The sequence below is a fragment of the Halomonas sp. SIMBA_159 genome, assembly GCF_046536035.1.
Classification (GTDB): Bacteria; Pseudomonadota; Gammaproteobacteria; order Pseudomonadales; family Halomonadaceae; genus Vreelandella; species Vreelandella venusta_A.
Map to the genome: position 1 here is coordinate 55,354 of NZ_JAWJBT010000002.1, position 26,062 is coordinate 81,415.

The following is a 26,062-nucleotide window of genomic DNA, read 5'->3' on the forward strand; positions in this document are numbered from 1 at the left end:
CGGCTTAGTCATTAAAAGGCGGATTGAAGCGGGCGATAAAGCGCGCATCAATCCGCTTTTTCCATTGCCATACCCAGCGCCCCGAAAAGCCCATGGCTCCACGGCTTGCAATCGCGTGACCGTCGCCAGTGCCAATCAGTGCCAGCACGCGACGCGGAGGTTGCCACGAGGCGAGCTGTTTGCCGTGGCAGGCAGCCCGCAGGTTCTCTGCCAATACGGGCCCCATGCGCACCGCATAAACGCCAGCCTTAGGGAGTGGGGAAGAGCGCAGCGCAGCGCAGTCGCCAGCGGCAAAGATGCCCGGTTGGCCAATAACCTCAAGTGACGTATCCACCGGGATAAAACCTCGCTCATCCAACGGCAGCGCCGTTTGCTGCAGCCACGCCTGGCCCACGGCTCCGGTCGCCCAGAGCACGATATCCGCTTCAATATAATCGCCAGTGTCGGTCTGCACGCCGCCGGGCACCAAGGCGCGCCCCCGCACGCCTGTGTGGACGCGCACGCCCGCACGTGTGAGCGCTCGCGCCGTTAACCAGCGGGGCAGCCAGCCCGCGCCGGGCAGCAGCGTATTTGCGGCGCTGATCAGCTTGCCTTGCCAGTGAATGTCCGGGCGCTGTTGGTGAAGCTGCGCCAGGACGCTCATCAGCGTCTCGCAGCCTGCTGCGCCGCCGCCTACGCTCACTACGTTCTGGCGCGCTCCTGCAGGCAGTTTAGCCACCTCTTCGCGTAATGCTTGCCAGCGGTGGTGTAGCGAGCTGAGTGGGCGCATGGCCAGCAGCGTGGGCAGCGCACTCTCCTCAATACCTTTCGCCCCGATACCCTTATCGCTTTGCGGGTCAATGACGTGCGGTAACGCGAGCGTCGAGCCGACGTTGAAGGAGGCCACGTCAAACGCAATCACGCTGCCATCCGCCAGCGTTATCTGACGCTCGCTCGTGTTTAGCGCCACAGCTGGAGACGCAATAAAGCGAGCCCCCGCCCGCTGGCAGAGCGCCGCGATATCCATTTGAGTATCCCGCAGCGTGCACTCCCCAGAAAGCCACGCAGGCACGCTGCCCGAGTAGGCGGCGAAGTGGCTGTCGCTCACGACGGTGATCGATACCGCTTTATCCGGGCGCTGAGCAAACGCTTCCAGTACGAAGGCGTGGGCGTGGCCCGCGCCGATGAGCAGTAGCTGCCGTGTCATTGGCCCTCACCGCGCCGCCAGCTAAAGTACTTCTGCAGCAGTGCCAGCACTCGCTCCGGCTTGTGGGCGTTTTTCCAAACGCCTGCGGTGGCTTTGGCGGCTTCGCCTAGCGTGGGGTAGGGGTGAATGGTGCCGAGCAGTTTATTCAGCCCCAGCCCGTGCTTCATGGCGATGGTGAACTCGCCCAGCCACTCCCCGGCGTTCTCCGCGACGATCGTTGCCCCCAAAATTTTGTCTTTGCCGGGTACGGTGAGCACTTTGATAAATCCTTCGGGGGCGCCTTCGGCAATGGCGCGGTCGCTTTCGCTCATGGCGTAGCGGGTCACTTCAAAGGCGACACCTTTCGCGGTGGCCTCTTTTTCGTTAAGCCCCACTCGCGCTACTTCCGGCTGAACGTAGGTAACGGCGGGCATAAAGCGGTAGTCCACCGCGAAGCTTTTCAGCTCGCCAAACAGCGCATTCACGGCGGCGTGCCACGCCTGATGGGCGGCCGCGTGGGTCAGTTGGTAGGGGCCCGCTAAGTCGCCGCAGGCCCAGATGTTGGGCAGGCGCGTTTGCAGCCGCTCGTTGAGGGCCAGCGTGCCGCCGTCGGTGGTGGTAATCCCTAGCGCCTCTAGTCCTAACCCTTCCACGTTGGCCTGACGGCCCGCGCTCACCAGCAGGTAATCGAACGCTAAGGTGCTGCGTTCACCCAAGTGTTCAATAACAAGCTGATGCTCCCCGTCGACTTGGTTCACCTCCAGCGCTTTCGCGCCGGTCATCACCGTCACGCCCTCTTGGGTGAGCGTGCGCTCTACGTGCTCGCCCACCTCTTTATCTTCCCGGCCCAGCAGTTGCGGCGCGCCCTCTACCAAGGTGACGTGGCTACCTAAGCGGGCAAAGCTCTGGCTCAGTTCGCAGCCAATCGCGCCGCCACCCAGCACCACCAGCCGTTTGGGCAGCTCGTTGAGCGACCAGAGGTTTTCAGAGGTGAGCAGCGGCGCGTGCTCGATGCCGGGCAGGGGCGGCACGCGAGGGCGCGCCCCGGTGGCCAGCACGATATGGCGAGCGGTGAGAGTTTGATCGCCCACGCGAATTTCCCATGGTGAAACGAGGGTGGCGTGATCTTGATACACCTCTACACCGAGCTTGGTGTAGCGCTCGACGCTGTCGTGGGGCTCGATATCGCGGATGGCCTGATGCACATGCCCCATCACCTTGGCGAAATCCACGCGGGGCTCGCTGGCGCTCACGCCAAAGCGGTCTGCTGTGCGAATTTCATGGGCCGCGCGGGCAGCCCGAATCAAGGCTTTGGAAGGCACGCAGCCAGTGTTAAGGCAGTCGCCGCCCATCTTGTGCTTTTCGATGAGGGCCACCTTGGCTTTCACGGCGCTGGCGATATAGCTGGTCACCAGCCCCGCCGAGCCGCCGCCAATCACCACGATGTCGTAGTCAAAACGGCTAGGGCGAGTGAAGCCCTTATAGGCGTTGCGCTTTTGCACCATCAGTGCAATGCGCCGGGCCACCCAGGGAAACACCGCCAGCAGCGCAAACGAGGCGATGAGCCCAGGCGAGATAATGCCGCTCAGGCTTTCCAGCTCGCCGAGCTGGCCGCCCGCATTCACGTAAACCGCCGTGCCGGGCAGCATGCCGAGCTGGCTCACCCAGTAAAACGTGGTGGTTTTAATCCGCGTTAGGCCCATCACCAGGTTGATCATGAAAAACGGGAAAATGGGCACCAAACGCAAGGTGAACAGATAAAACGCGCCATCTTTCTCGACGCCCCGGTTCACCGTGTGGAACTGGCGGGGAAAGCGTTTTTCGATGGGCTGACGAAACAGAAAGCGGGAAAGTAGAAAGGCGAGCGTCGCGCCGATGGCGCTGGCAAACGAGATGATCACTAGCCCCCAGCCCAACCCAAACAGCGCACCGCCCAGCAGTGTTAACAGCGACGCGCCGGGCAGCGAGAGTGCAGCCATCGCCACATACACCGCAAAGAAGATGCCCGCCACCTGCCAGGGCGACCGCTGGAATGCTGCCTGAAAATCGCTGCGGTAGGCCTGCAGGGTATCCAGAGTGAAGAACGTATGGGCGCCGCTAACGTAAAAGCCAATCACGGCCAGTAGCAGTAGGGCAATAATCAGCAGGCGCTGACGGTTCATGGCAGGCTCCTTGGAAAAGGGGTTCGTACTCAGTGCTAAAACGGAACGTTTCCTTACACGCTGGCGTGACGCAACTGCTGCCAGCGCTGCCAATCTTCGGGGCGGTCGATGTCCCACATGGTATCTGGGTAGGCGGCTTCCAGGCCCAACGCCGCCAGGCGCGCTTGCGTCACGCTCAGTACCTGTTCGGTGCCCCAGGGAATGTCTTCAAACAGGCTGGGGTAGTCCTGGTGGCTGCCAATCAGCCCGTAGCCGCCATCCTCAGCCGGTAGAATCACCACGGCAAAGGTGCTCAAGGCTGCTCGGCAGCGTTTGAGCATGGCACTGGTAATGCTGGGGCAGTCGGTGCCCATCACCATAGAGGGGCCATCGGCGCTGTTTAGCGCGTGACGAACGCGCCTGCCCACATCGCCCTGCTCTTGGGCGGCCAAGGCCATGCCGTGTTGGGCCTGAAGCTCTAAAAATAGCGGGTGATGGTGGTCTAACGAGGTCCACAGCGTGACATTCTCCGCCCCCAGCGCTTCGCAGCCGGTGGCAACACAGTGGCGCACCATGGCGGCGTGGGCTTCGGCGGCGCCCTCTGCGCCCAAGCAGGGAATCAAACGCGTCTTGGCCTGACCCGGCAGCGGCGCTTTGGCCAGCAGGTGCAGGTGGGGCGCGGCGAGCTTAACGTGCATCGCGGTACTCCTTAGCCAATTGTGTGGCGCTGACACCGCGCCAATAGCGGTAGCGTAGCCGCCACATGAGGCGAATGGTGGGCCAAGCGCCGAACTCGTCCCAGCGCCTGCCCGAGCTTATCACCTTCTGGCGCAGGCAGGCGGGGGGGGAATGTGCCTTCAGGCGTTTGCTGAGTTCGATGTCTTCCATCAGCGGCTGATTGGGAAAGCCGCCCAGCGCGAAAAACGTATCGCGGCGCACAAAGATGCCCTGGTCGCCGGTCGCGATACCGCTAATCCGCGAGCGCAGGTTCATCAAGCTCGCGACCACCGGCAGCCAGCGGCTTCGCCCCGCGAGCTGAATATCAAACCGCCCCCAGGCGCGGTGGGCCAGTGCCTGCTGTAGATCTACCACCGCACGCTGCTCTTCGCCGGGGGGCAGTTGGGTATCTGCATGCAAAAAAAGCAGCGCCGGGGCGTGGGCGTGCTGCGCGCCAAGGTTCATCTGCCGTGCTCGTCCAGGGGCGCTGCTGAGTACCGCATCGGCCAGCGGGGCTGCGAGGGCCACGCTGGCATCGGTGCTGCCGCCATCCACGACGAGGAGTTCAACGCCTGAGGCGCGCAGTGGTTGCAGCCGCGTGAGCGTCATCTGAATACCCGCTGCTTCATTGAGCATGGGAATGATGATGCTCAGAGACGCAGGCGCGGGGTGTGGATCAGCCAAGGGCAATGATCTGCCCCCCTGCCGCCGTCGCATCGTCTTCGTCATGGGTAACGAGCAGGGCAGGCAGCCCCGCCTCCCGCAGTTGGCCGAAGACCAGCGTGCGCATCTCTTGGCGCAGCGCCGTATCGAGTTTGGAGAAGGGTTCATCCAGCAGCACGGCGCGGGGCTGGGAGAGCAACAAGCGCATCAACGCCACCCTGGCCTGCTGCCCGCCAGAGAGCGTGGCCGGGTCGCGGGCTTCGAAACCCGCAAGCCCTACCTGGTCGAGCGCTTTGGCAACCTGTGCGCTCTTCTGCGGGCTGCGATGGGGCAGGCCAAAACGCAGGTTGCCGCCGACGCTCAAGTGGGGAAACAGCAGCGGGTCTTGAAACAGCAGGCCAACGCCGCGCTGCTCGGCGGGCAGGCTGAGTACGTCGGTGTCGCCAAGGCGAACCTGCCCTTGGGCGGTGAACGTGCTGTGTAAAAAGCCGGCGATAAAGGCCAGCAGCGTCGATTTGCCGGAACCCGAGGGGCCCATCACGGTGAGCACTTCGCCGGGGGTCACCGTGGCGTCCACATGCAACAGCTGGCGGCCAGCTAAGTGAATGCTTACTTGCTCTAGGGTCAGGGCATTGGCAGCGTTATTCACGGGGTTCCTTATCCACAGGGCGTCTTAACCTTGGCGTTGAACGTTGAGATGGGCGCGGCGTGGAGCGCCTAGCCACCGTGGCAGGGCGACGGCGGCCATAAAGCCTACAAGCGGCAGGCCCGCTTGCACCAGCGCCCACACGCCGATTAAGCGGCGGTTTCCTCCTGAGGCCAGCGCCACGGCTTCGGTGGTCACCGTTGGGACTCTGCCTGCGCCTAATAGTTGGGTGGGTAAATATTGGCCAATACTGACCGCCAAGCCCACCGCCACGGCGGTAAGTAGCGGGGCGAGCAGGAGCGTCAGCCGCACCCGCCAAAACGCCCGGCGGCGCGAGACGCCTAACGACTGTGCAATGTAGAGCCAGCGCGGATCTAAGCGGCGGTAGGCCTCGGCTAGCGAGAGATACACATAAGGCAGGACGAACAGCAGGTGGCCCGCCACCACCAGCGCCAGCTGGGGGCGAATGCCCAGACGCTCGGCGGCCACCACTAAGCCATATAAAAATGCGATTTGCGGCACCAGCAGCGGCAAATAGAGCAGCCAGAGCGAGCGGGTAGGGTGAAGCTGCTGGCGCTGCTCGTTTTCAAGGGTGGCGACGACCAGCACGGCCGCCAAGCCGGTCGAGAGCATCGCAATCAGCGCGGTATTCACCAGCGGCCCGGCCAGCATGTCGGCGCTGCGCTGCCAGTGGTCGAAGGTAAACGACTGCGGTAGCAGCTCAGGAAAACGCCAAAACCCGGCCACCGAGAAAAGCCCTAATCCGACCAGCGCCGCCAGCGCGGCTAGGCTTGCCAGGGTTAACCCCGCGCGGCCTGTCACGGTGAATAGGGCCTCCCCCCGCTGTCGGTCGCCGTTGGTCAGCCAGCGCTGGCTAAGCCTGCGGGATAGCTGCTCTAACAGCCACCAACTCAGCAGCGCGGCGAGCGTCACGCCCAGTTGCAGCACCGCGGCGGCTGATGCCATAAAGCGGCGGGTAATGTCCGGGTCGTTAAACCAGCCAAGAATCGAGACGCTCAAGGTAGGCGGCAAGCGTGGCCCCAGTATCAGCGCCATATCCACCACGGAGGTCGCGTAGGCGATGACCGCATACACCGGCAGGCGAATCAGCGGATAGAGCGAAGGAAGCACCACTTTGAGCCAGGCAAGCGTGGGCGAATAGCCCAGCGACCGCGCCAGCCGCAGGCGCTGTTCCGCCTGTAACTGGGGCAGCGCCGCTAGGCTCATCAATAGCAGAAAGGGCGCTTCTTTGAGTACCAGGCCAAAGGTGAGCGCAAGCCCCCAGGGGTCGTTGACGATCAGCGCATCGGGAGGCGATTCCCAGCCGGAGAGCCAGGGGGAGATGAATCGCGCCATCAGCCCGGAAGGCGCGATCAAAAACGCAAAGCCGAACGCCACCGCCGCGTGGGGAATCGCCAGCAGGGGCGACACCAATCGGCGCAGGCTGCGGTCCAGCCAGGTGCCTTGGCTGGCGGCTAAAAACAGCACGACGATCAACAGCGCCAGCGCCGTACTGGCCAGGCCGCTGGCAAAGCTGACCGCCACCGAGCGGCCAAGCCCCGGCTGGGCGAACAGCATTTGCCAGGCGGAGAGATTGGCCTGCTCGCTGCCCAGCACCGGCAAGTAGCCAAAGGCGGGCAGCACCACCATGCCGAGCCCCGCGGTAACGGGAATCACCAGCAGGGCAATGATCAGAAGAGGCGCTAGTCGCAGCATGGTTCAGTGAGTCGCATGCGGGTGTGAGTCGTGCGTTTAGTTGACACCGTAACGCTCAAGCCAAGCATCTTGTAGGGCGTTCATCCAACTGGGGTGGGGTTCAGCAAGGGTGTTGGAGAGCGCATCGGCGGGCAGCGCTGCTGGGTGGCTCTCGCCCTGCTCAAAGAGCGCCTGGTCACTCGGCTCAAGCTGCTGGATTGCTAACACGCTGCGGTCGCCCCACATGCTGAGCGACTGCTTCTGGGCCTGGGCTTCCGGGGAGAGCAGGAAGTTGGCCAGCGCCATCGCGCCCGCTTTATGGGGCGAGTTGTAAGGAATCGCCACGAAGTGCACGTTGCCCAAGGTGCCGTCTTCCAACACATAGCTGCGTACGCTTTCCGGCAGCTCATACTCCATCACTGCCACGGCGGCATCGGTGGGGTAGAACGAGAAAGCGAGGCTGAGTTCGCCGTCGCTCATCAGCGTGCGAAGGTTAGGGCCAGATTCGGGAAAGGTGCGCCCGCTGCGCCATAAATGCGGGTGAAACTCGTCCAAGTAAGCCCACAGTGGTGCGGTGATCTCCTCGAAGGCGGCGTCCTCGACCGGCGCGTAAAGAGCGTCATCCTGTACGGTCAGCTCAATCAGCGCCTGCTTTAGGAACGTGCTGCCGGTGAAATCCGGGATACGCGGATAGCTAAACTGGCCAGGGTGCTCTTTGGCCCAGGCGAGTAGTGCCTCAATGCTTTGAGGCGGCGTGTCGGTTTGCGCACTGTCGTAGTAGAAGGTGATTTGCGCCTTGCCCCAGGGGGACTCGTAACCCTCGGTGGGCAGAGTGAAATCGGTGACGACTTCGGGGTTCTCGTCAGGATAGGTGAGGGCGAAATTGGGCAGAGATTCTGCAAAAGGCCCAAACAGCAGATCTTGCTCGCGCATGGCGGCAAAGTTTTCGCCATTGATCCAAATAAGATCAATGCTGCCCTCGCTGTCGTTACCCGCCTGTTGCTCACCCAACACCCGCGCCACGGCGCTGCTGGTATCGTCGAGTTTTACGTGCTCCACGCGAACGCCATAGCTCTCCTGCATCTGCTCTGCGACCCAGGCAATATAGCGATTGGTGCGCGCATCACCGCCCCAGGCATTCCAGTACACGGTTTGGCCGTCGGCAGCCTCCAGTACACTCTCCCACTCTTGCGGGTCGGGGGCTGCGACCGCCGGCGCGGTTAGGGTGGTTAGAGCAAGCGCCACGGCGGTGGCCAGAGCAGAGCGTGGTTTCATCGCACACCTCATAAAATCAGTTGGTTATAGAGCAGTTTGCAGGCACTGAAGTTCACTATGAACGTGTTCAATAATAGGCAGCGAGAGGTAGTGCTCGACACGGTCGCGCACGTGGTCGATCACTAGCGCGTCGGTAAGCTCTGCGGACCAATCCTCTCCCCGGCGCTCACTATCCTGATGGTGGAGGTGCTGAGCGCGCCACTTGGCACACCAGGTGAGCGACCACAGCCAGGTGGCGCGTCGGCAAGCAATCAGCGTATCGACGCTGGGCAGCGCCATATCGGGCGCGGTGGCCATGGCGGCCTGCCAGCGACGATAGAACCCAACAACCTCCTCCAGACTCAGCACCGCTTGGCTATTGAGATCCCAAGTGGTCGAGGTGTAGAGCGAGGTGTGGGCTAAATCAATGCCCGGCAGGCCATAGCGGCACTTCTCAAGATCCACCAGCACCGCACGGCCATCGTCGGTAATTAAAAAGTTGCCGGGGTGGGTGTCAAAGCTAATCAGCGTGGGCGTTGCGCTATCCAGGGTGCGGGGCAGTAAATCCAGCTCCTGCTGAATACGCAGATGGATTCCGCTGGGGAGTTGAGCATCGCTCAGCCATTTAGCCTGCTGCGCCACCTCATCCACCATGGCCTGCCACGGCGCTTTAGGAGCCAGCAACGGCGGGCGCTGGCGAGGCAGCGGCTGGCGGTGCAGGCTGGCAAGCGCATCCGCAATGGCTGGCAGGTCCTGGGGGAGTTCGGCCAAGCGCCCGCGAATCGCCTCGACCAGCAGCGCGCCGCGTGGCAGCGACTCGCTGGGCGGTAGTACGCCATGCAACCGAGGTGTATGTCCGCCTTGGCTGGCCCGTTCATAGCAGGCGGCTTGATACGTCAAGTTTTCCGCTGGCGGCAGGTTCATCTGGCTCTGTTTGGGCAGCCGCGCCACCCAGTCATCCCCGTCGCGGTGAATCCACACGTGATCATGGGCCAGCCCGGTATCGGCCATTAGGGAGAGCTTGCGATAGGCAATTCCCGCACGCTTAAGTGCGTTCTCAAGCGCCGCCAAACGTTGCTCGGCAGGTGTGAGCATGGTCAATTCTTATCCTTGCACAGAAGCAGTGATGGTAAGTGGCAACAATGCATCAAACCTTACACGGTTTGTACAAAAAAAGTGAAGGCGACGCCAACGAGGGAAAAAGCTCATACAATTTTGGTGACGGCCTAAACATGTCTCTGTTAACTTAATTATTATTGGGGTTTTCCAAGAGGCGGCGTGTGGCTTATTACGTCATTTCCGTAGGCCAGTAAAAACATGGGTGTTACCAACCTGTTCGTACGGGTACCTAATCTGGATACTTTGCCCAACCATTACGTTAGTAAAGAAGAATTCTTTTATGATCAACGTTGAGCACATGTCCACCGTTCTGGATGCTCTGCCAGACCCGGCATTTATTCTGTCACGCAGTGGCAAATATGTGGCAGTGTTTGGTGGCCGAGATACCCGTTATTACCAGGGTAGCGAAGGTCTAGTCGGCCGCTATATTTCAGACCTGATTAAATCCGAAAAGGCCGACTGGTTCCTCGAACAGATTAACCGGGCACTTTCGTCCCGAAAGCTGTTGGTCGAAGAGTACGAACTAAGCAATAAGGATATAAAAAGTTTGCCCGATGAAGGGTCTGAAGCGTCGATCTGGTTTGAAGGGCGTATTCAGGCCTTGGATTTCAATGTAGACGATGAGGCGGTTGTGCTCTGGGTCGCCAATAACATATCAGAGCGCCACGACCTTGAAGTCAGGTTGCGGGAATTAAGCGACACGGATCAGCTTACGGGCCTATTTAACCGTAGGAAGCTGGAGCGCGACCTAACGTTGCACTATGAAGTCTTCAAGCGGCATGCGCTGCCGACCTCTATCTTGATGTTCGATCTGGACAATCTCAAAAAGGTCAATGATTCCCAGGGCCATCACGTCGGTGATGAAATGATCCTTGCCGTCGCCAACATTTGTCGGTTGGAGCTGCGAAAAACCAATATCGCCTGCCGCTTTGGAGGGGATGAGTTTGTGGTTGTTCTCCCTAATACCGAACATGGGCAAGCAGTTCAGTTTGCCAAGCGGCTAAGCCACTGCTTCAAAAAGGAGCTGAGTCGGTTTTCAGTAGGTCATATCGTCGCGACCGCAAGCTTCGGTATCGCAACCATATTGCCGGAAGATCGCTCATACGAAGATACCCTCAGGCGGGCTGATCTTGCCTTGTATAAGGCCAAAGGGCTTGGCAAAGATCAGATTATATCGGCCTGAAAAAAGTATCGGGCAGTTCACAGCCCTGTCGTCACTAATCTTAAAGGCAGTACCGTTTGGTACCGCTTTCGTTTTGATGGCTTAGCGGATTCTACAGCGCCGTCATCTTTGCTTTCTGCTTTGCCTCGTTGCGCGCAATGTTTGTATGCGATATGGCGTCATATAAAGAGTGCTGATTAGTTTTGCATAGGAATATCATCTCTCCAACGAAAGCCCACGCCACCGGCTTTCCAAATGCCGTCGCGATTAAAAGGGTGTGGCCCATCAAGATTGATGTACTGCGGCAATCCAAAATGAGGCGCCAGGTTTTGTCTGGATTTGACCGTTACACGGTCCATAATCCGCAGGCCTTGCTCTTCTGCGGTCATGTGCGCCTCGGGGGCAGCTCGGTGCGCTAGCGCCCAGTTGTCGATGTACAGCAGGTCGCTGGTGTCATAGTGATAGCGTATCCCGAAGCCCTTCTCGAACGACACATTGAGTAGATCGTTGTAGTCGTTGAAAAGCTGTGTCATCTCACCTTCATTAAGCAGCCGAAGCTGATCGGTAGAGGCGGGGGCTTTTTGCAGCTCATCATTGGCGACCCCCGCTTCTGGCAATCGCTCCAACACCGCACCGGTCATCCCTAGGTGCAGCCATACGCTTTTGCGTCCCGAAATAGGGTGTGTGTGAACGACGGGGTGGCTCACACCTGAAGCTGAGTTGACCGACACTAGCCTCTCCCAGAAGGCCTGCTTTTCCTCAGGTAGAACATCAAAGGCGGCACCCTGGTGGGCAAAGTGCGTGCCGCCGCCTTGTTCAGGCGCACGTGCCATGTAGTAAGCGGAGTGGGAGAAGGTGGCAGCTTCAAAGCTACCGTCGTTGTGCCATTGCGGGCCCACTCCCAGGATGCCGTAGCGTTTGTCGTTGGAGCAGCGGAAAATGTCTCGGTTCATGCCAGGCGTTGCCGGATGAACGCCGTGGGTCGAATGGATTTCTCTTGCGCCCCACCATTTGCTGGCATTGACCAGCTCATCCGCCGAGAGGTCTGTTTGGTGCTTGAAAACAATAAATCCGCGGTGCGCCATTTCCACTTCCAGGGCTTCAATGACGGGCTCGGATAGCCTAGTGCGAACATCGGCGCCGTATATTTCAATGCCAAGCGGTTTCAGGGGCTTGACCGTCAGCCCTTCGCGCTCGAACAGCGATACGTGCTCAGGGGTCAGCGGGGGTATGGTGGGTAGCGTGCTGCTGAAATTATTGGATGATGTTGCCATATGGGAGTGATCTCCATGGGTGAATGCGGGGCATGTCACTCGATAGAGGGTAGTGACATGCCTCAGGCCATTAGGGTCCAATGGCCCAACACCTATGGGCAGACCGCCAGCGGTTTTGTTCCTGACGGGAAAAACCTGACGGGGCGCATTACCCAAGACGGAGCCTTGTAGGTGCCGTCTTGGGTCGCGCTATCAGCGGATGTTTAAAGCTTCGCGATCTTCGCCTGCTGCTCTTCGAGCAGCTTTTTGGCGGACTGGAATTCCGCCAGTTTGCCGCGCTCTTTCTCGATCACGGCATCAGGGGCTTTGGCGATAAAGCCTTCGTTGCCCAGCTTCTTCTCGATGCCACCGATGAGCTTGTCCTGCTTCTCGATCTCTTTGGCGAGGCGAGCAAGCTCCGCGTCTTTATCGATCAGGTCCGCCATCGGCACCAGGACTTCCATATCGCCGACTAGCTGCGTGGCTGAAAGCGGGGCGTCTTCTGGGTTGGCTAGCCACGTCACGCTTTCCAGTTTCGCTAGCTTGGCCAGGAAGCGGCGGTTCTGCTCCAGGCGCTCGGCGTCTTCGGGCTGGCCTTTGGTCAGCAGCACATCCAGCGGCTTACCGGGGGCGATGTTCATCTCGGCGCGGATGTTGCGCACGGCGATGATCACGCCTTTCAACCACTCGATATCGCGTGTGGCCTGCTCGTCGATCTTGCTCTCGTCGGCTTCCGGCCACGCCTGATGCATGATGGAGGCACCGTCGCCCACATAGGTGCCCGCCAGCGGTGCCACGCGCTGCCAAATCTCTTCAGAGATATAGGGCATCATCGGGTGGGCCAAGCGCAGAATGGTTTCCAGTACCCGCACCAGGGTGCGGCGGGTGCCGCGTTTGGCTTCGGCGCTGGCCGCTTCGTCCCACAGGACCGGCTTGGAAAGCTCCAGGTACCAGTCGCAGTACTCGTTCCAAACAAACTCGTACAGCGCTTGGGAGGCGTGGTCGAAGCGATAGTCATCCATGGCTTTGGTGACCTGCGCTTCGGTTTTCTGTAGCTGGGAGATGATCCAGCGATCGGCTAGCGAAAGCTCAACGTCTTCGCCACTGGTGCCGCAATCTTCGCCTTCGGCATTCATCAGCACATAGCGCGAGGCGTTCCACAGCTTATTGCAGAAGTTGCGGTAGCCGTCCAGGCGGTTCATATCAAACTTGATATCGCGCCCGGTGGTGGCCTGGGAAAGGAACGTAAAGCGCAGCGCATCGGTGCCGTGTGGCTCGATGCCGTCTTTAAATTCCTCTTTGGTGGCTTTGGCAATCGCCTTGGCCTGCTTGGGCTGCATCATGTTGCCGGTGCGTTTTTCCAGCAGGTCATCCAGCGTGATGCCATCGATCAGGTCGATGGGGTCCAGCACGTTGCCCTTGGATTTGGACATCTTCTGACCCTGGCCGTCGCGCACCAGGCCGTGTACGTAAACGGTCTTGAAAGGCACTTCGCCGGTAAACTTCAGTGTCATCATGATCATCCGAGCGACCCAGAAGAAGATGATGTCAAAACCCGTTACCAGTACGCTGGAGGGGTGGAAGGTTTCCAGCTCCGGGGTTTTTTCCGGCCAGCCTAGGGTGCCAAATGTCCACAGGCCCGAGCTGAACCAGGTGTCCAGCACGTCTTCGTCCTGGGTCAGCGCAACGTCAGCGCCTAGGCCGTGCTTCTCGCGGGCTTCCTCCTCGCTTCTGGCCACGTAAACATTGCCGTCGGCGTCGTACCAAGCCGGAATGCGGTGGCCCCACCACAGCTGGCGAGAAATGCACCAGTCCTGCAGGTCGCGCATCCAGGCGAAGTACATGTTCTCGTAGTTTTTCGGCACGAACTGAATGTCGCCGTTCTCCACCGCTTCGATGGCGGGCTTGGCGAGGCTCTCCACGGCCACGAACCATTGGTCGGTGAGCAGCGGCTCAATGACATCGCCGGAGCGGTCGCCGTAGGGCAGGGTGTTGTTGACGCTCTCTACCTGTACCAGCAGGCCGAGGGCATCCATATCGGCGACGATCTGCTGGCGTGCTTCGAAACGATCCAAGCCCGCGTATTTGGCCGGCAAGGTGGCGTCTTCATCGGGCTGCGGCTGACCTTTCAGGTCGAAAATTTCCGCCTGCTCAAGAATCGTCGCATCTTTGGTGAAGACGTTGATCAGCAGATGGTTCTGGCGCTTGCCGACTTCGTAGTCGTTAAAGTCGTGGGCCGGGGTGATCTTCACGCAGCCGGAGCCTTTCTCCATATCGGCATGCTCGTCCGCCACGATAGGAATACGGCGACCCACCAGCGGCAGTTCGATGAATTTGCCCACCAAGGAGGCGTAGCGCGGGTCTTCCGGGTTAACCGCCACGCCGGTATCGCCCAGCAGGGTTTCCGGGCGGGTGGTGGCGACCACCACGTAATCGTTGCCGTCGTCGGTTTTGACGCCGTCGGCCAGCGGGTAGCGGAAGTGCCAGAAGCTGCCCTGCTGCTCTTTGTTTTCCACTTCCAGGTCGGAAATGGCGGTGTGCAGGGTAGGGTCCCAGTTTACCAAGCGCTTGCCGCGATAGATCAGCTTCTCTTCGTGCAGGCGCACGAAGACTTCCTGAACCGCTTTATAGAAGCCGTCGTCCATGGTGAAGCGTTCGCGGCTCCAGTCGACGCTGGCGCCCATGCGGCGCAGCTGGCGGGTAATGTGGCCACCGGACTCCTCCTTCCACTCCCACACTTTATCGATGAACGCCTCGCGGCCGAGGTCGTGGCGGGTTTTGCCCTCTTCGGCGGCAATTTTACGCTCCACCAGCATTTGCGTAGCGATACCGGCGTGGTCGGTGCCTACCTGCCACAGGGTGTTGTTGCCCTGCATCCGCTTCCAGCGCGTCAGGGTGTCCATGATGGTGTCCTGGAACGCATGGCCCATGTGCAGGCTGCCGGTCACGTTGGGCGGTGGAATCATGATCGAGAAGGGCTTGCCGCGGCCAGACGGGGCGAAGCGGTTATCTGCTTCCCAGCGTTCGTACCAGCGGGTTTCGATCTGTTCGGGTTGGTAGGTCTTTTCCATGGGGAGTCGGCTCACGGCTTGCAAAAAATGGGAGCAAGTATAGCGCGAACGCCCCGCGCTCGTCAGGGGCGTTGCATCTTGCTTTCAGGGTCGCTCGGTGTAGCGTTTAGTCGCGCAGTGCGCGGTCGCGGACTTTCACCACGGGCTCCATCAGGTAGTCCAGCACGCTGCGTTTGCCGCTGAGAATGTCGATCTCTGCCACCATCCCCGGCATGATATCCAAAGGCTGGTTATCGGCGTCGTAAAGATAGCTGTCGGTACGCACTTCCACGGGATACATCAGCTCGCCGCTTTCCGGCATTTCTACCGCGTCGGCGGCGATGGTCACCAGTTCGCCGTCTAAGCCGCCGTAGCGGGCAAAATCGTAGGCGGTCAGTTTTACTTTGACCGGCTGGCCGGGGTAGAGAAAGGCGATATCGGACGGGCGAATATGCGCTTCTACTACCAGGGCATCATCGGCAGGCACCACTTCCACCAGCGGCTCGCCAGAGCCAGCCACGCCGCCCACCGTACTGATGTGTACCTGATTGACCACGCCATCTACTGGCGAGCGAATCGTGGTGCGGGCGACTTGGTCCGCACGCCCTGGCAGGGTTTTTTGCAGCTCAGCGACTTGGGAGGTCGCTTCGGCCAGCTGGGCTAACGCATCGGCCTCGAAGGCGTTGCGTGCCGCCACCTTGCGATCTTCGATTTCCGCAATCGACGCCTCGGCGCGCGCCACGGCGCTCTGCTGACGGGCCACTTCGCCACGCAGCTCATTGAGCGATTGACGCACCCGCAGCAGCGAGGTTTCCGGTTCGATGCCGCGCTGGGCCAGCGGTTGGATGATCGCCAACTCCTGTTCGGCCAGCTGAACGCCTGAGCGGGCCGTGCTAAGAGCGGCTTCCAGCTCCGCTGTCTCTTGGCGTCGCTGGTAGCCCTGCTGCTCTAGCACCTGTAGCTCCGCATTCAGTTCTAACTGCCGGCCATGAAAGAGCCGGGTTTCGCTGGCGGCCACGCTGGGGGCGCTTTGGCGTAGGGCTTCATCCAGCGCTAGTGGGGTTTGGTTAATTTCTGCTTCAAGGCGTTGCAGGCGCAGCTGTAGCGAACGCAAGCGCTGGAGGCTCTCTTCGTAGTCGCCCTCAAGCGTGCCGCCGCTGAGCACCATCAGCGTATCGCCTTGGGCCACCGTATCGCCCCGGCGCACGTTGATCTCCGTGACCACGCCGCCTTCTAAGCTTTCGACCACTTGCAGGCTGCGCGAGGGCACCACTTTGCCCTGGCCACGGGTGACTTCATCCACTTCCGTGAGATAGGCCCAAATAAAGCCAATCAGCAGAAACGCGATGATCGTGAGCAGTAACAGGCTACTGCCGATAGGGCGCTTGGCACGTCCGTGGCGAACGAAGTGCTCAAAATCCAGTTGAGAGTTGGGACGGTTCACGGGGTGGTTCCTTCACGCGAGCGGTGGGGGGCGGCTTCCACAGGGCGCATGACCTGAGCTTTGGGGCCATCGGCCACAATTTGGCCCTGGTCGAGAATCACCACGCGGTCCACCAGCTCCAACAGGCTGGTGCGGTGAGTGACCACCACCAGCGTTTGCGTTGGGCTTGCGGCTTTCAGGCGCGCAATCACCTCTTTTTCGGTTTGGATATCCATGGCGCTGGTGGGCTCATCCATCAGAAGAATGGGCGGTGCGCCCAGCAGGGCACGGGCCAGGCAGATTAACTGCCGTTGCCCGCCGGAGAGCCCCTCACCTCGCTCGCCAATCGGCATGTCGTAGCCTTTGGGGTGGCGGGCAATGAAGTCATGGGCACCGGCCAGCTTGGCGGCGTTGAGAATCTGCTCATCGGTGGGGTGGTGGGCACCAATGGCAATGTTTTGCCGCACGGTGCCGGAGAAGAGCCAGGCTTCTTGCAGAACGCTGCCAATGTTGTGGCGTAAATCCGCAGGGTCGATTTGGCGAAGGTCGGTATCATCGACCAGGACAGCACCCTGTTCCGGTGGGTAAATGCCCAGCAGCAGGCGCGCCAGCGTACTCTTGCCGGAGCCAACGCGGCCAAGCAGGGCGACTTTCTCGCCGGGCTCGATGGTCAGGTTGATATTCGCCAGCGCTGCGGTGGTTTGCTCGGGGTAGCGAAAGCTCACGTCCTGCAGGCGCAGCTTGCCTTCCAGCGTGGGGCGGCTGAGGTAGTGGCGGCCTGCCGGGCGCTCGGAGGGCATGTTCATCAACTGGTCGAGCGCGCGGTAGGAGGTACGCGCTTGGTTGATGCGCGTCATGGTTTGCGCCAGCTGTGCCAGCGGCGCCAGCGCGCGCCCGGTGAGAATGACGCAGGCAATCATGGCACCCATGGAGATCGTGCCATCGCCTACCAGAAAGACCCCGTACACCACGATGCTGACCTGGGCGGCCTGCTGGGCAAAGGCGGTGGCGTTGAGGGCGAACTGCTGAATCGCGCGCCCTTTACGCCCTACATTCGACTGCTGGTGAACGCTCTCTTCCCAGCGTTTACGAATCATCGGTGCTGCGCCGCTGGCTTTGATGGTTTCCAAGCCAGCAACGGCCTCGATTAACACGCCCTGCTTGGAACGGCTCTCTTCAAAGGCTTGACCAGAGAGGCGTTTGAGAAACGGCTGAACGGCGATGCCAATCAGCAATACAAGGGGAACGGCGATCATGGGGATGATAGCCAGCGGCCCGCCGATTAAGTAAATCACGCCAATAAACAGCAGGATAAACGGCAGGTCGACAATGGCAACCAGCGACGCCGAGGCGAAGAAGTCGCGCAGTGTCTCAAACTCTCTGAGGGTATTGGCAAAGCCGCCGGTAGAACCACGCTTCGCGCTCATTTGCAGGTTGAGCACGTGATCGAAAATACGTCGTCCCATGCGCAAATCTGCTTCCTGGCCAGCCCGCTCGATAAACAGCTGGCGCAGGGTTTTTACCGCAAAATCGAACAGCAGGGCGATACTCACACCGATGGTGAGTGCCACCAACGACTCCACCGCTTCGTTAGGCAGTACGCGGTCGTACACCACCATGATGAACAGCGACGTGGCCAGACCTAAAAAGTTGGTGAGCGCGGCGGCAATGATCACTTGGGTATACACCCAGCGATTCGAGGAGAGCGCGCTCCAGAACCAGTGGCCGCCTTGAATCTCTGGTTCGCTATTCAGGCTGACCGGGCGGTAGCGGGTGCGTACGGCAATGAGGTGGCCGATATACGCCTCTTCCAGGGCGCTTAAGTTGGTTTCCACCGGCTGCTTGCCCAAGGCCGGATCAAACAGCGCGAAGCGCTCCTCATCGATACGCTCGATAAGGACCACCGCGCGGCCATTTTTCAGCAGCGCCACCGCAGGCAGCAGCGAGTTACCAAGGGTGGCGAGGGTATGTTCGCCCAGTGCGGCGACCATGCCGTGGCGTTCGGCGGCATCAATGAAGCCGTCCGGGGTCAGCGGTGATTCGTTGCCTACCCGGTGAGCACGCACGGCAGCTTCAGAAACGGGCAGCGCTAGGTGGGCGGCCACGAAGGTCAAGCACTGCTCTAGGTCGTCCTGTTGGGGGTTAGCGGCGTTCAAGGTGAATCTCCATCACATCCAGCAGTTCACCAGTGACCGCGAGCTGCTGGAAAGCGGCCTGTTCCCAGCGCACCCGGCGGTTAATCAGCTCCAGCGCGGTTTGAAATAGGTCACGCTGAGCGTCGAGCAAATCGTTGATGCTGCTGCGGCCAACGGCAAACTGGTCGCGGTAGGCCAGCAGGGCCTCCTCTTCGGCGGCGAGCGTGGCGGTTTGCGCTTCCAGCTCCGCGCGTCGGGTGCGGGTATCGGTGTAGGCAGAGCGTACTTCGCGCTCCAGCTCGCGGCGCAGCGCCTGCTGCTCGTACTGGCTCTGTTGCTGGCGTTCGACCGCTTGGGCGACCCGCGAGGAGGTAGCACCGCCGCTGTAGGGGGTGTAGTCCACGTTAAAGAGCAGCGCCACGTCGTTGTCGGATTCGTTGAAATCGTTCACATCGAACTGACGACCCTCTACCGCCACGCTTAGGCTGGGCAGGCGTGCGTTACGGGTGGCCTGGGCCTCGGCGTCGCTGGCTTCACTGGTGAGCGTTTGGCTGCGCAGCGCGGCGTTTTGCGCCAGCGCTCTGTCTAGTAGGCTGTCTGCATTGGCATCGCTTAATAGCGCGGCACCCTGGGGCAGCGCCAGCACATCCGGCGTGGTGAAAAACGCTTCCTGATACACGTTAATCGCCCGGGCCAGCTCGCCTTCCAGTGTGACCAAGCGTGATTCGGCATCGCTCAAGCGGCTTTGCGCGCGCAGAACGTCGGCTCGTGAGCCTGCGCCTGCTTCACGGCGTAGGCTCACGTCTTCAAAAATACGCTGGTGCTGCTCAAGGTTATGCTCGGCCAACTGGCGCTGGGCGGTCAGGCGAGCCACGTCTAGGTAAGCGTTCACCGCGTAGAGGACTTCCTCTTCAACGCTGGACTGGGACTGCCAAAACGCCGCTTCTGCGCTGAGGTCGGCGGCGCGTACGCGTTCGCTACTTGCGCCAAAATCCAGCAGTAGCTGGCTCAGTGTGACTACGGCATCGACGCGGGAGCCTCGGTCGGGTAGCGACTCGGTACGCTGGAGGTCGTTGCGGTACTCAAGGCCTGCGTTCACCTGAGGGCGGCGCACCGCGCGCACTTCGTCAATGCGCAGCACGGATTCCCGCTCCCGAGAGCGCTGAGCCAGAATGCCGGGCTGCTGCTCGATGGCTTGCTGAATTTTTTCACGTAACGCAACCAGTGCCACAGAGCTGCTCGTCGCCTCACTGGCTTGCCAGCGAAAGCGATCGAGGAGCTCTTTAAGCTCGGGCGCAAAAGCCGGGCCATCCAGAGAGGAAGCAGGCAAGGGGGCCACTGCAGTCAGCAGCTCCTCCAGCACGGGTTGAGCAATCAGAGGAGGGCTTACCAGCAGTAGGCCGAGTATGAGCGACCTGGTTACATTCACATTCATTATCGTTCCTGAAGAGCATCGGTACTTAGCGCGTTTAGTTAGCGCTCGGCCAGTCATATTCGGCTTCGCTGCTCAGCGCTTCTTGCCACTGGGCAAGGGGGTCTGAGGATGGCACCGACGGTTCTGTCGTCGCCTTGCGTTGCTGATAGAGCTGCAAACGACCAAGCTGCTGTTGCGATTGCAGCAGAGCGTACACCAAAGGGACGGCACCCAATTGCCAGAAAAGCCCTACTTGTTTGGCAGAAAGGGCCTGCCAAGCGCGCTCGTCGATTTGATACAGCGGTGTGCTGCCTTGATAACCGTGGGGCTGCCAGGGAGTTAGCAGTGCCGCCTTGGATAGCGTGGTAATACGCTTGGAGAGCCGCTGACAGCCTTGTTCACGCTGCTGCAGAAATGCCAGCACTTGGGCGGGAAAGCGGGCAAGCTCGCCGTGCTGGTTGAAAAAAGGCTCGGCATCTAAGCGTTCAACGACATAGGGCGAGTGCTGGTCAATACACAGCCTGCCAGGATAGTCAGAATGTAGGCCAAACGGGTGGCCGCGCAGCGCGGCAGGCACATAGGCTGCCCGCCAGTGCCCATGGTCGTCTACCAGAAGGTTCTGGCCATCTTCCAGCCCAAGCAGCGCAACGGCCTGCCAACCTTCGGCGGTTTCCGTTAGCGCTATTGGAACATTCGCCGCCGCATGGCGAAGCTCAGCGTCTGCCAGTGCGATTTGGGTAGTCGTTTGCGCGAAGTGGTAGGCGGTAAAACGCTGCCACATTAAACCGCCGTGTTGCTCTGGGCTGAGCGGCACCCACTGGGCAGCGTGGTTCATGGCGACAACCTTTTTTGATCGGGCGTGGAGAGGTAATGGTGATGGCACCTTACCAAACGTAGCCCTCACCGTCAGCGGGTGATCAGTCTACGCATCGTGATGAGGCCAATAATGGGCCCAGGTAGCAACCACCAAATCACCCAATGCCCTTGGCTTGCCCATAGCGCCGTCACCAGCGCGATGGAGGGAATCGTGAGGCCAAAGCCAATCGCATTCATCATGGCCAGCGCCGCGCCCAGCCGCTCCGGCGGCGCGCTGGCGGAGGCCAGGGCAGAGAATTGGGCCGAGTCGGCAATCACGCTCACGCCCCATAGGGCAAGCAGCGCCAGCAGTAGCCAGGGGGAAGTGCCGCCGACTAGTGGATAGATCAGGCACAGCGTGCCAGATACCGCCAGCGCGATAAACGCGACCCGCGCGCTACCGATACGCCGGCTCCACCAGCCGGCCCATACGCAGCCGGGAAGCCCCAAGGCGATGACCGCAAAGCTTAGCCACGGCTGCAGGCCGGTGGCTGCGCCTAAGCGTTCCAGCTCTCTGGCGACCAAAAAAGGCACCAGCGCCCAGAGGGCGTAAAGCTCCCAGCAGTGGCCGAAGTAACCCAGCGCGGCGGCGCGGAAGTTCTTCTCTTTAAATGCGGCAAGCCCCGCCCAGGGTCGCCCGCCGTTGGCCTTAGCAGGCAGGTGTGGCCCAACGCCTAGCTTGAAAATCATCAGCGCTGCCAGAAGAGCAAGGGCAGAAGCCAACAGCAGTGGCCACTGCCAGGGGAGATGCAGGGTGAGCCCGCGCAGCAGGTGCGGCGAGGCAATGCCAAGGGTGAGCATACCCACCAGCCAGCCAAGCGCCGAGCCTGCGTGGGTGGGTGTCCAGCTCACCACCAGCTTCATACCCAGCGGATAAATGCCCGCCAGACAAAGCCCGACTAAAAAGCGTGCCACTGCCGCCAGCGTGACGCTATCTGCGACGCTAATAAAGGCCGCGTTAATCAGCGCGCCAAGTACGGCAGACATCGCAAACAGGTGGCTGGCGCGCACGCGGTCGGCCAAGCCAGTGGTCGCAATCAGCAGGGTGCCGGTAATAAACCCCGCCTGCACGGCGATGGTGAGCAGCCCGAGGTCGCTCTCGCTAAGGCCTACGGCTTCCTGCAGCGCTAAGCCGACGCCGTTAACGCTAAACCATAGCGAGGTGCCAAACAGCTGGGCGATGACGATCGTAACAAGCGGGTAGCGCGTGAACACGTTGACGTCTCCATGAGTACTAAGGGCGCAGCTAGGTTGTGTTCATGGTAATCAACAATTTGCCGTTACGACGAATTTTTCGAAAACAGCATTGTCGGAGCAGGTGACCCGTCAGGATTGCGTCGGGTAGGAAATACACATTTGTAAGACATTGGAGTCTTTAATGCAGTTAACAAAACTTTTCGTCCCCGCCGTGGCCGCGCTAACGTTCAGTGTGCCCGCGATGGCTCAGCAAATGGGTGGCGGTGCCCCCAGTATTGATGACCAAGTTAACCAACTCGACGAAATGGTGGATCTGGATGAGAGTCAGAAGCAAGAGCTCACCAGCCTTTTAACTCAAATGCAAAATGACATCGGTGCCAATGAGCAGGAAGCCCAGCAGCTGCAGCAGCAGCTCAGTGAGCACGTTCAATCTGATTACGATGAAGCCGCTATTCGCGCGGACGCAGAGAAGCTTGGTGACCTGACGGCTGAGATGACCGCTGATAGCATCATCATACAGTCTCAGATTGAAGGCGTATTCACTCAGGAACAGCAAGACCAACTGGATGAAGCTATGGCTCAGCAGCAGGAGCAAATGCAACAGATGCAGGAGCAAATGCAGCAACAGATGGAGCAGCAGGGAGGCTAAGGCGAAGACACACTGCAGTGATTCACCTACTCTTTTGATAACCCCGCTAAGTGCGGGGTTACGCATTTATAGCGGATGATCTTTTCGCTTATTTACCCCAACTTATGCGGCACGACTTCATGCCCAAGCGCCTTGTAGCGTTGCCAGCAGGCGCGCTTAGCGACCAGCACGTGTTGGTGTTGGTTGATGATCTCGGCAATCCGGGCGAAGTGCTCAATACCATCGGGAATATCGGGGTGCAGGTTCAGCAGCGCCGTCTCTTCAGTGGGCACCGGTAGCTGCTGCCAGCCTAGTGTGATGGGCACACTGTCGGCCAGCTCGCTATCTTCCAGTGCATGGGGCAGGTAAGCATCATCGCGGAACTGCCACAGCGCTTCGTCGGCCTGTTCGGCCAGCGCTTTGTCTTCGCAGTGCAGGTGCAGTCGATACCCTTTACGGTGGATCGTCTCGGCGAGCTTGCAGGCGAACTGTAAACGCGCTTCAAGGGTGGTATCGGGCAGAATATAAAAATCGATGCGTGCCATCGGTGGCTCCAGCGGGGTCAACGCGCTTGGCAGCCTGGCCGCCACGGTGAGTGGCGGCCAGGTGTTGAGTAACGCTAGAGGGTTATACCAAGCGGGTCAGCCAGCCATATTTGTCTTCGCTGCGGCCATACTGAAGGTCGAGCAGGGTTTTGCGAATGCGCTTTGCCACTTCGTTATTGCCATCACCCTGAAGACGAATACGCTCGTTTTCCGTGACCAGTTCGCCAACCGGCGTAATCACGGCAGCCGTACCGCAGGCGAAGACCTCGGTAATCTCGCCGGAGGCAGCACCTTCGCGCCACTCGTCGATGCTGATTGCGCGCTCTTCGGGGGTGAGGCCCGCGTCTTTGGCCAGGGTGAGGACAGAGTTGCGGGTCACGCCTTCCAAGATGGTGTCGGTCAGGCGCGGTGTGACGATGCGGCCATCTTTATAAACGAAGAACAGGTTCATGCCGCCCAGCTCTTCGATCCACTTGTTTTCAGCAGCGTCCAGGAAGGCGACCTGGCTGCAACCGTTGGCGGCGGCTTCTTTTTGGGCGGCCAGCGAGGCGGCGTAGTTGCCGCCGCACTTGGCAAAGCCGGTACCGCCAGGGGCCGCGCGCTTGTAGTGTGAGGAGAGCCAGATAGAGACCGGCTCGATACCGCCTTTGAAGTAGGCCGCCGCCGGGGATGCAATCACGTAGTAGTCCACTTCGTGAGCCGGGCGCACGCCAAGGAAAGCCTCGGAGGCAATCATGAACGGGCGTAGGTAGAGGCTGCACTCGTCGGCGTCGCTGGCTGGGGTAGGTACCCAGGCGTGGTCTTGGGCCAGCAGCGCTTTCAGCGAGCCGATGAAGTCGTCATCGGAAAGCTCGGGCAGCGCTAAGCGACGAGCACTGCGGCGAAAACGCTCGGCGTTTTTCTCTGGGCGGAAGGTCCAGATAGAGCCATCCGCATGGCGGTACGCCTTGATGCCCTCGAAAATTTCCTGGCCGTAGTGCAGCACGGAAGCGGCGGGGTCCAGGGTGAGCGGGCCGTAGGGGCGTACTTGGTGGCCGTGCCAATCGGCATCGACGGTCCAGCGCACGTGGGCCATGTGGTCGGTGAAGTATTTACCAAATCCTGGGTTTTGCAGGATGTTGTCACGAATGTCATCGGCCGCCGGCTGGTTGGACGGCAAAATTTCAAAACGCGATTCAAGTTGAGCATCTGAAGCTGTGGGCACGGCGTGTTCTCTCCGCTAGAGCCAAGCCCCGAAGGGCATATATAAGCGTATCGTTTGGGTAGCATGTGCCTGCTTGGCAGCGGCACACGCTCATACTTTCAGGTTTAACGGTTGCGTTAACGAAAGGCAACCATTGGTGGCCTGTTTGTGTGGTTAGGCGTCGCCATTTTCGACTTGGGCGTCGGCTTCACGGTCGATCAGGTATTGGGTCAGTAGACCCACCGGGCGGCCGGTGGCGCCTTTTTGTTTGCCCGAATGCCAAGCGGTGCCGGCAATATCCAGGTGCGCCCAGGGGAAGTGGTCGGCAAAGCGCGACAGGAAGCACGCGGCGGTAATGGTGCCCGCCGGGCGACCGCCAATGTTGGCCAAATCGGCAAAGTTGGAGTCCAGCTGCTCCTGATACTCATCCCATAGCGGCAGGTGCCACGCGCGGTCCCAGGCAGTTTCACCAGCATCCAGCAGATCAAGCGCTAGGTCATCGTCGTTGGAGAGCAGGCCGGTGGCGTGGTGGCCAAGGGCAATAATGGCCGCACCCGTTAAGGTGGCAATATCGACCACGCTGGCCGGGGTAAAGCGCTCTGCGTAGGTGAGCGCGTCGCACAGCACCAAGCGGCCTTCGGCATCGGTGTTGAGCACTTCCACCGTCAGGCCTTTGAGCGTTTTGATAATGTCGCCCGGCTTGGTGGCGGCGCCATCAGGCATGTTCTCGGCAGCGGCAACGATAAACACGGCGTTGAGCTTGGGTTTGATGGCCAGCACGGCTTTGACGGTGCCGAAGACGCTGGCCGCGCCGCCCATATCAAACTTCATCTCATCCATGCCTTCGCCGGGCTTCAGCGAAATGCCGCCGGTATCGAAGGTGATGCCTTTACCTACCAGTACGTGGGGCGCTTCTTCTGGGTTCTCTGCGCCCTGATACTTCATCACGATGAGCCGTGTTGGCTCGACGCTGCCACGGCCTACTGACAGCAGTGAATGAGCGCCCAGGGCCTCTAGCGCCTCTTCGTCTAGAATCTCAACGTCGAGCACGCCTTGGGAATCGCGCCCCAATGCTTCTGCCTGCTCGGCTAAGTAGCGAGGCGTGCACACATTGCCCGGTAGGTTGCCGAGCGTGCGTGTGAAATTAACGCCCTGGCCGATGGCGGTGCCTAGGGCGGCGCCTTGCTTGGCGAGGGGAGCGTCGCTGGCATCGCTGACGATCAGGGTGAGCTTGGCCAAGCTGGGCGCTTTGGCAGGCGATGACTTAAATTGATCAAATCGGTAAATCGCACGCTCTGCGGCTTCCAGCGTTTTACGTGCTTTCCAGACGGCGTCGCGGCCTTCAAGCGGCACATCGGTAAAGGTGGCGCTGGCTTCATCGATGGGCAGTTTGGTGAGTGCAACCATTGCTGCGTCTAGGGCTTTAATAAAGGCCGCTTCCTGGCATTTGCCGCGTTCGCCCAAGCCTACCAATAAGATGCGATCAGCCCCCAGGCCCGGTGCGAAAGGCACCAGTTGCGTGTTGCCCAGCGCGGCATCGAAGTCGCCGCGCTCCAGCAGTTGGCCGATTAACCGCTCGCTGGCGTCGTCTAATTTGGCGACAGAGGGCAGTAAGTCGCTACCTTTATAGACAGGGAGAACGAGGCAAGCCGTTTCGGCTTTGGCTGGGTTCGCGGTCTGAACGGAAAATTCCATGACGTCTCCAACAAGACAAGCAACGAGTGATTCGGGATAATGCCCCGTTATTTAGTGTTTGCTACCAGTTTGATTAGTGTACCCAAGCCATGGGCGCATTGCATGGCAACCTGCACCACTAG

At 60.3% G+C, this 26,062-nt stretch carries 20 protein-coding genes; 2 read left to right on the forward strand and 18 right to left on the reverse strand.

The window, feature by feature from the left end; translation table 11 throughout:
* Positions 1–4: 4 nt before the first annotated feature.
* From R0J87_RS01530 to R0J87_RS01565, 8 genes are read right to left on the reverse strand one after another with little or no spacing between them, the layout of a single operon-like run.
* Positions 5–1,186, reverse strand: coding sequence for an FAD-dependent oxidoreductase (locus R0J87_RS01530; protein ID WP_498883876.1), 1,182 nt, complete (start codon positions 1,184–1,186; stop codon positions 5–7).
* On the reverse strand, positions 1,183–3,327 hold the full coding sequence (locus R0J87_RS01535) for a dihydrolipoyl dehydrogenase family protein (protein WP_498883878.1): 2,145 nt from the start codon (positions 3,325–3,327) through the stop codon (positions 1,183–1,185). The genes R0J87_RS01530 and R0J87_RS01535 overlap by 4 nt, the downstream gene beginning before the upstream one ends.
* 53 nt (positions 3,328–3,380) lie before the next feature.
* The gene (locus R0J87_RS01540) at positions 3,381–4,004 is read right to left on the reverse strand and encodes a TIGR04282 family arsenosugar biosynthesis glycosyltransferase (RefSeq protein WP_498883880.1); all 624 of its coding nucleotides are present in this window, start codon (positions 4,002–4,004) and stop codon (positions 3,381–3,383) included.
* A complete protein-coding gene (locus tag R0J87_RS01545; RefSeq protein ID WP_498883882.1) occupies positions 3,994–4,713 on the reverse strand; it encodes a TIGR04283 family arsenosugar biosynthesis glycosyltransferase in 720 nt (239 codons plus the stop codon). Before R0J87_RS01545 ends, R0J87_RS01540 begins: the two co-directional genes overlap by 11 nt.
* A complete protein-coding gene (locus R0J87_RS01550; protein WP_498883884.1) occupies positions 4,700–5,335 on the reverse strand; it encodes an ATP-binding cassette domain-containing protein in 636 nt (211 codons plus the stop codon). The genes R0J87_RS01545 and R0J87_RS01550 overlap by 14 nt, the downstream gene beginning before the upstream one ends.
* 24 nt (positions 5,336–5,359) lie before the next feature.
* Positions 5,360–7,048, reverse strand: coding sequence for an ABC transporter permease (locus R0J87_RS01555; protein WP_498883886.1), 1,689 nt, complete (start codon positions 7,046–7,048; stop codon positions 5,360–5,362).
* Between the two features lie 36 nt (positions 7,049–7,084).
* Positions 7,085–8,302 (reverse strand): ABC transporter substrate-binding protein, encoded by a 1,218-nt coding sequence (locus tag R0J87_RS01560; RefSeq protein ID WP_498883888.1) that lies wholly within the window; start codon positions 8,300–8,302, stop codon positions 7,085–7,087.
* A 24-nt stretch (positions 8,303–8,326) separates the two neighbouring features.
* Positions 8,327–9,376, reverse strand: coding sequence for an aminoglycoside phosphotransferase family protein (locus tag R0J87_RS01565; RefSeq protein WP_498884109.1), 1,050 nt, complete (start codon positions 9,374–9,376; stop codon positions 8,327–8,329).
* A gap of 304 nt (positions 9,377–9,680) precedes the next feature.
* On the opposite strand from R0J87_RS01565, the gene R0J87_RS01570 reads away from it, so the two are divergent.
* Positions 9,681–10,583, forward strand: coding sequence for a GGDEF domain-containing protein (locus R0J87_RS01570; protein ID WP_498883890.1), 903 nt, complete (start codon positions 9,681–9,683; stop codon positions 10,581–10,583).
* A gap of 176 nt (positions 10,584–10,759) precedes the next feature.
* On the opposite strand, the gene R0J87_RS01575 is transcribed toward R0J87_RS01570, so the two are convergent.
* From R0J87_RS01575 to R0J87_RS01605, 7 genes are all read right to left on the reverse strand, one after another.
* Complete coding sequence (locus R0J87_RS01575; protein ID WP_498883892.1) at positions 10,760–11,836, reverse strand: TauD/TfdA dioxygenase family protein; 1,077 nt, start codon at positions 11,834–11,836, stop codon at positions 10,760–10,762.
* A gap of 203 nt (positions 11,837–12,039) precedes the next feature.
* On the reverse strand, positions 12,040–14,886 hold the full coding sequence (locus R0J87_RS01580; RefSeq protein WP_498883894.1) for a valine--tRNA ligase: 2,847 nt from the start codon (positions 14,884–14,886) through the stop codon (positions 12,040–12,042).
* Positions 14,887–14,992: 106 nt separating this feature from the next.
* Positions 14,993–16,309: an HlyD family type I secretion periplasmic adaptor subunit gene (locus tag R0J87_RS01585; protein WP_498883896.1), complete on the reverse strand. Its 1,317-nt coding sequence runs from the start codon at positions 16,307–16,309 to the stop codon at positions 14,993–14,995.
* On the reverse strand, positions 16,306–18,444 hold the full coding sequence (locus R0J87_RS01590; RefSeq protein ID WP_498883898.1) for a type I secretion system permease/ATPase: 2,139 nt from the start codon (positions 18,442–18,444) through the stop codon (positions 16,306–16,308). Before R0J87_RS01590 ends, R0J87_RS01585 begins: the two co-directional genes overlap by 4 nt.
* Positions 18,431–19,858: a TolC family protein gene (locus R0J87_RS01595; RefSeq protein WP_498883900.1), complete on the reverse strand. Its 1,428-nt coding sequence runs from the start codon at positions 19,856–19,858 to the stop codon at positions 18,431–18,433. The genes R0J87_RS01590 and R0J87_RS01595 overlap by 14 nt, the downstream gene beginning before the upstream one ends.
* 34 nt (positions 19,859–19,892) lie before the next feature.
* Positions 19,893–20,672, reverse strand: coding sequence for a SapC family protein (locus tag R0J87_RS01600; RefSeq protein WP_498883902.1), 780 nt, complete (start codon positions 20,670–20,672; stop codon positions 19,893–19,895).
* A 71-nt stretch (positions 20,673–20,743) separates the two neighbouring features.
* Positions 20,744–21,907, reverse strand: coding sequence for an MFS transporter (locus R0J87_RS01605; RefSeq protein ID WP_498883904.1), 1,164 nt, complete (start codon positions 21,905–21,907; stop codon positions 20,744–20,746).
* A 163-nt stretch (positions 21,908–22,070) separates the two neighbouring features.
* Here R0J87_RS01605 and R0J87_RS01610 point away from each other — a divergent pair, with 163 nt between their 5' ends.
* Positions 22,071–22,538 carry a Spy/CpxP family protein refolding chaperone gene (locus R0J87_RS01610; protein ID WP_404465071.1) on the forward strand — a complete coding sequence of 156 codons (468 nt, stop codon included), beginning with the start codon at positions 22,071–22,073 and terminating at the stop codon, positions 22,536–22,538.
* 92 nt (positions 22,539–22,630) lie between these two features.
* Here the strand turns inward: R0J87_RS01610 and R0J87_RS01615 are convergent, their stop codons facing one another.
* The 3 genes from R0J87_RS01615 to R0J87_RS01625 all read right to left on the reverse strand — a co-directional run bounded on the left by R0J87_RS01615 (position 22,631) and on the right by R0J87_RS01625 (position 25,940).
* Positions 22,631–23,062 carry a DNA polymerase III subunit chi gene (locus R0J87_RS01615; RefSeq protein WP_083023167.1) on the reverse strand — a complete coding sequence of 144 codons (432 nt, stop codon included), beginning with the start codon at positions 23,060–23,062 and terminating at the stop codon, positions 22,631–22,633.
* Positions 23,063–23,144: 82 nt separating this feature from the next.
* Positions 23,145–24,266, reverse strand: a complete 1,122-nt coding sequence (locus tag R0J87_RS01620) for a branched-chain amino acid aminotransferase (RefSeq protein WP_490176177.1) — start codon at positions 24,264–24,266, stop codon at positions 23,145–23,147.
* A gap of 153 nt (positions 24,267–24,419) precedes the next feature.
* Positions 24,420–25,940 (reverse strand): leucyl aminopeptidase, encoded by a 1,521-nt coding sequence (locus R0J87_RS01625; RefSeq protein WP_498883907.1) that lies wholly within the window; start codon positions 25,938–25,940, stop codon positions 24,420–24,422.
* Positions 25,941–26,062: the final 122 nt, after the last annotated feature.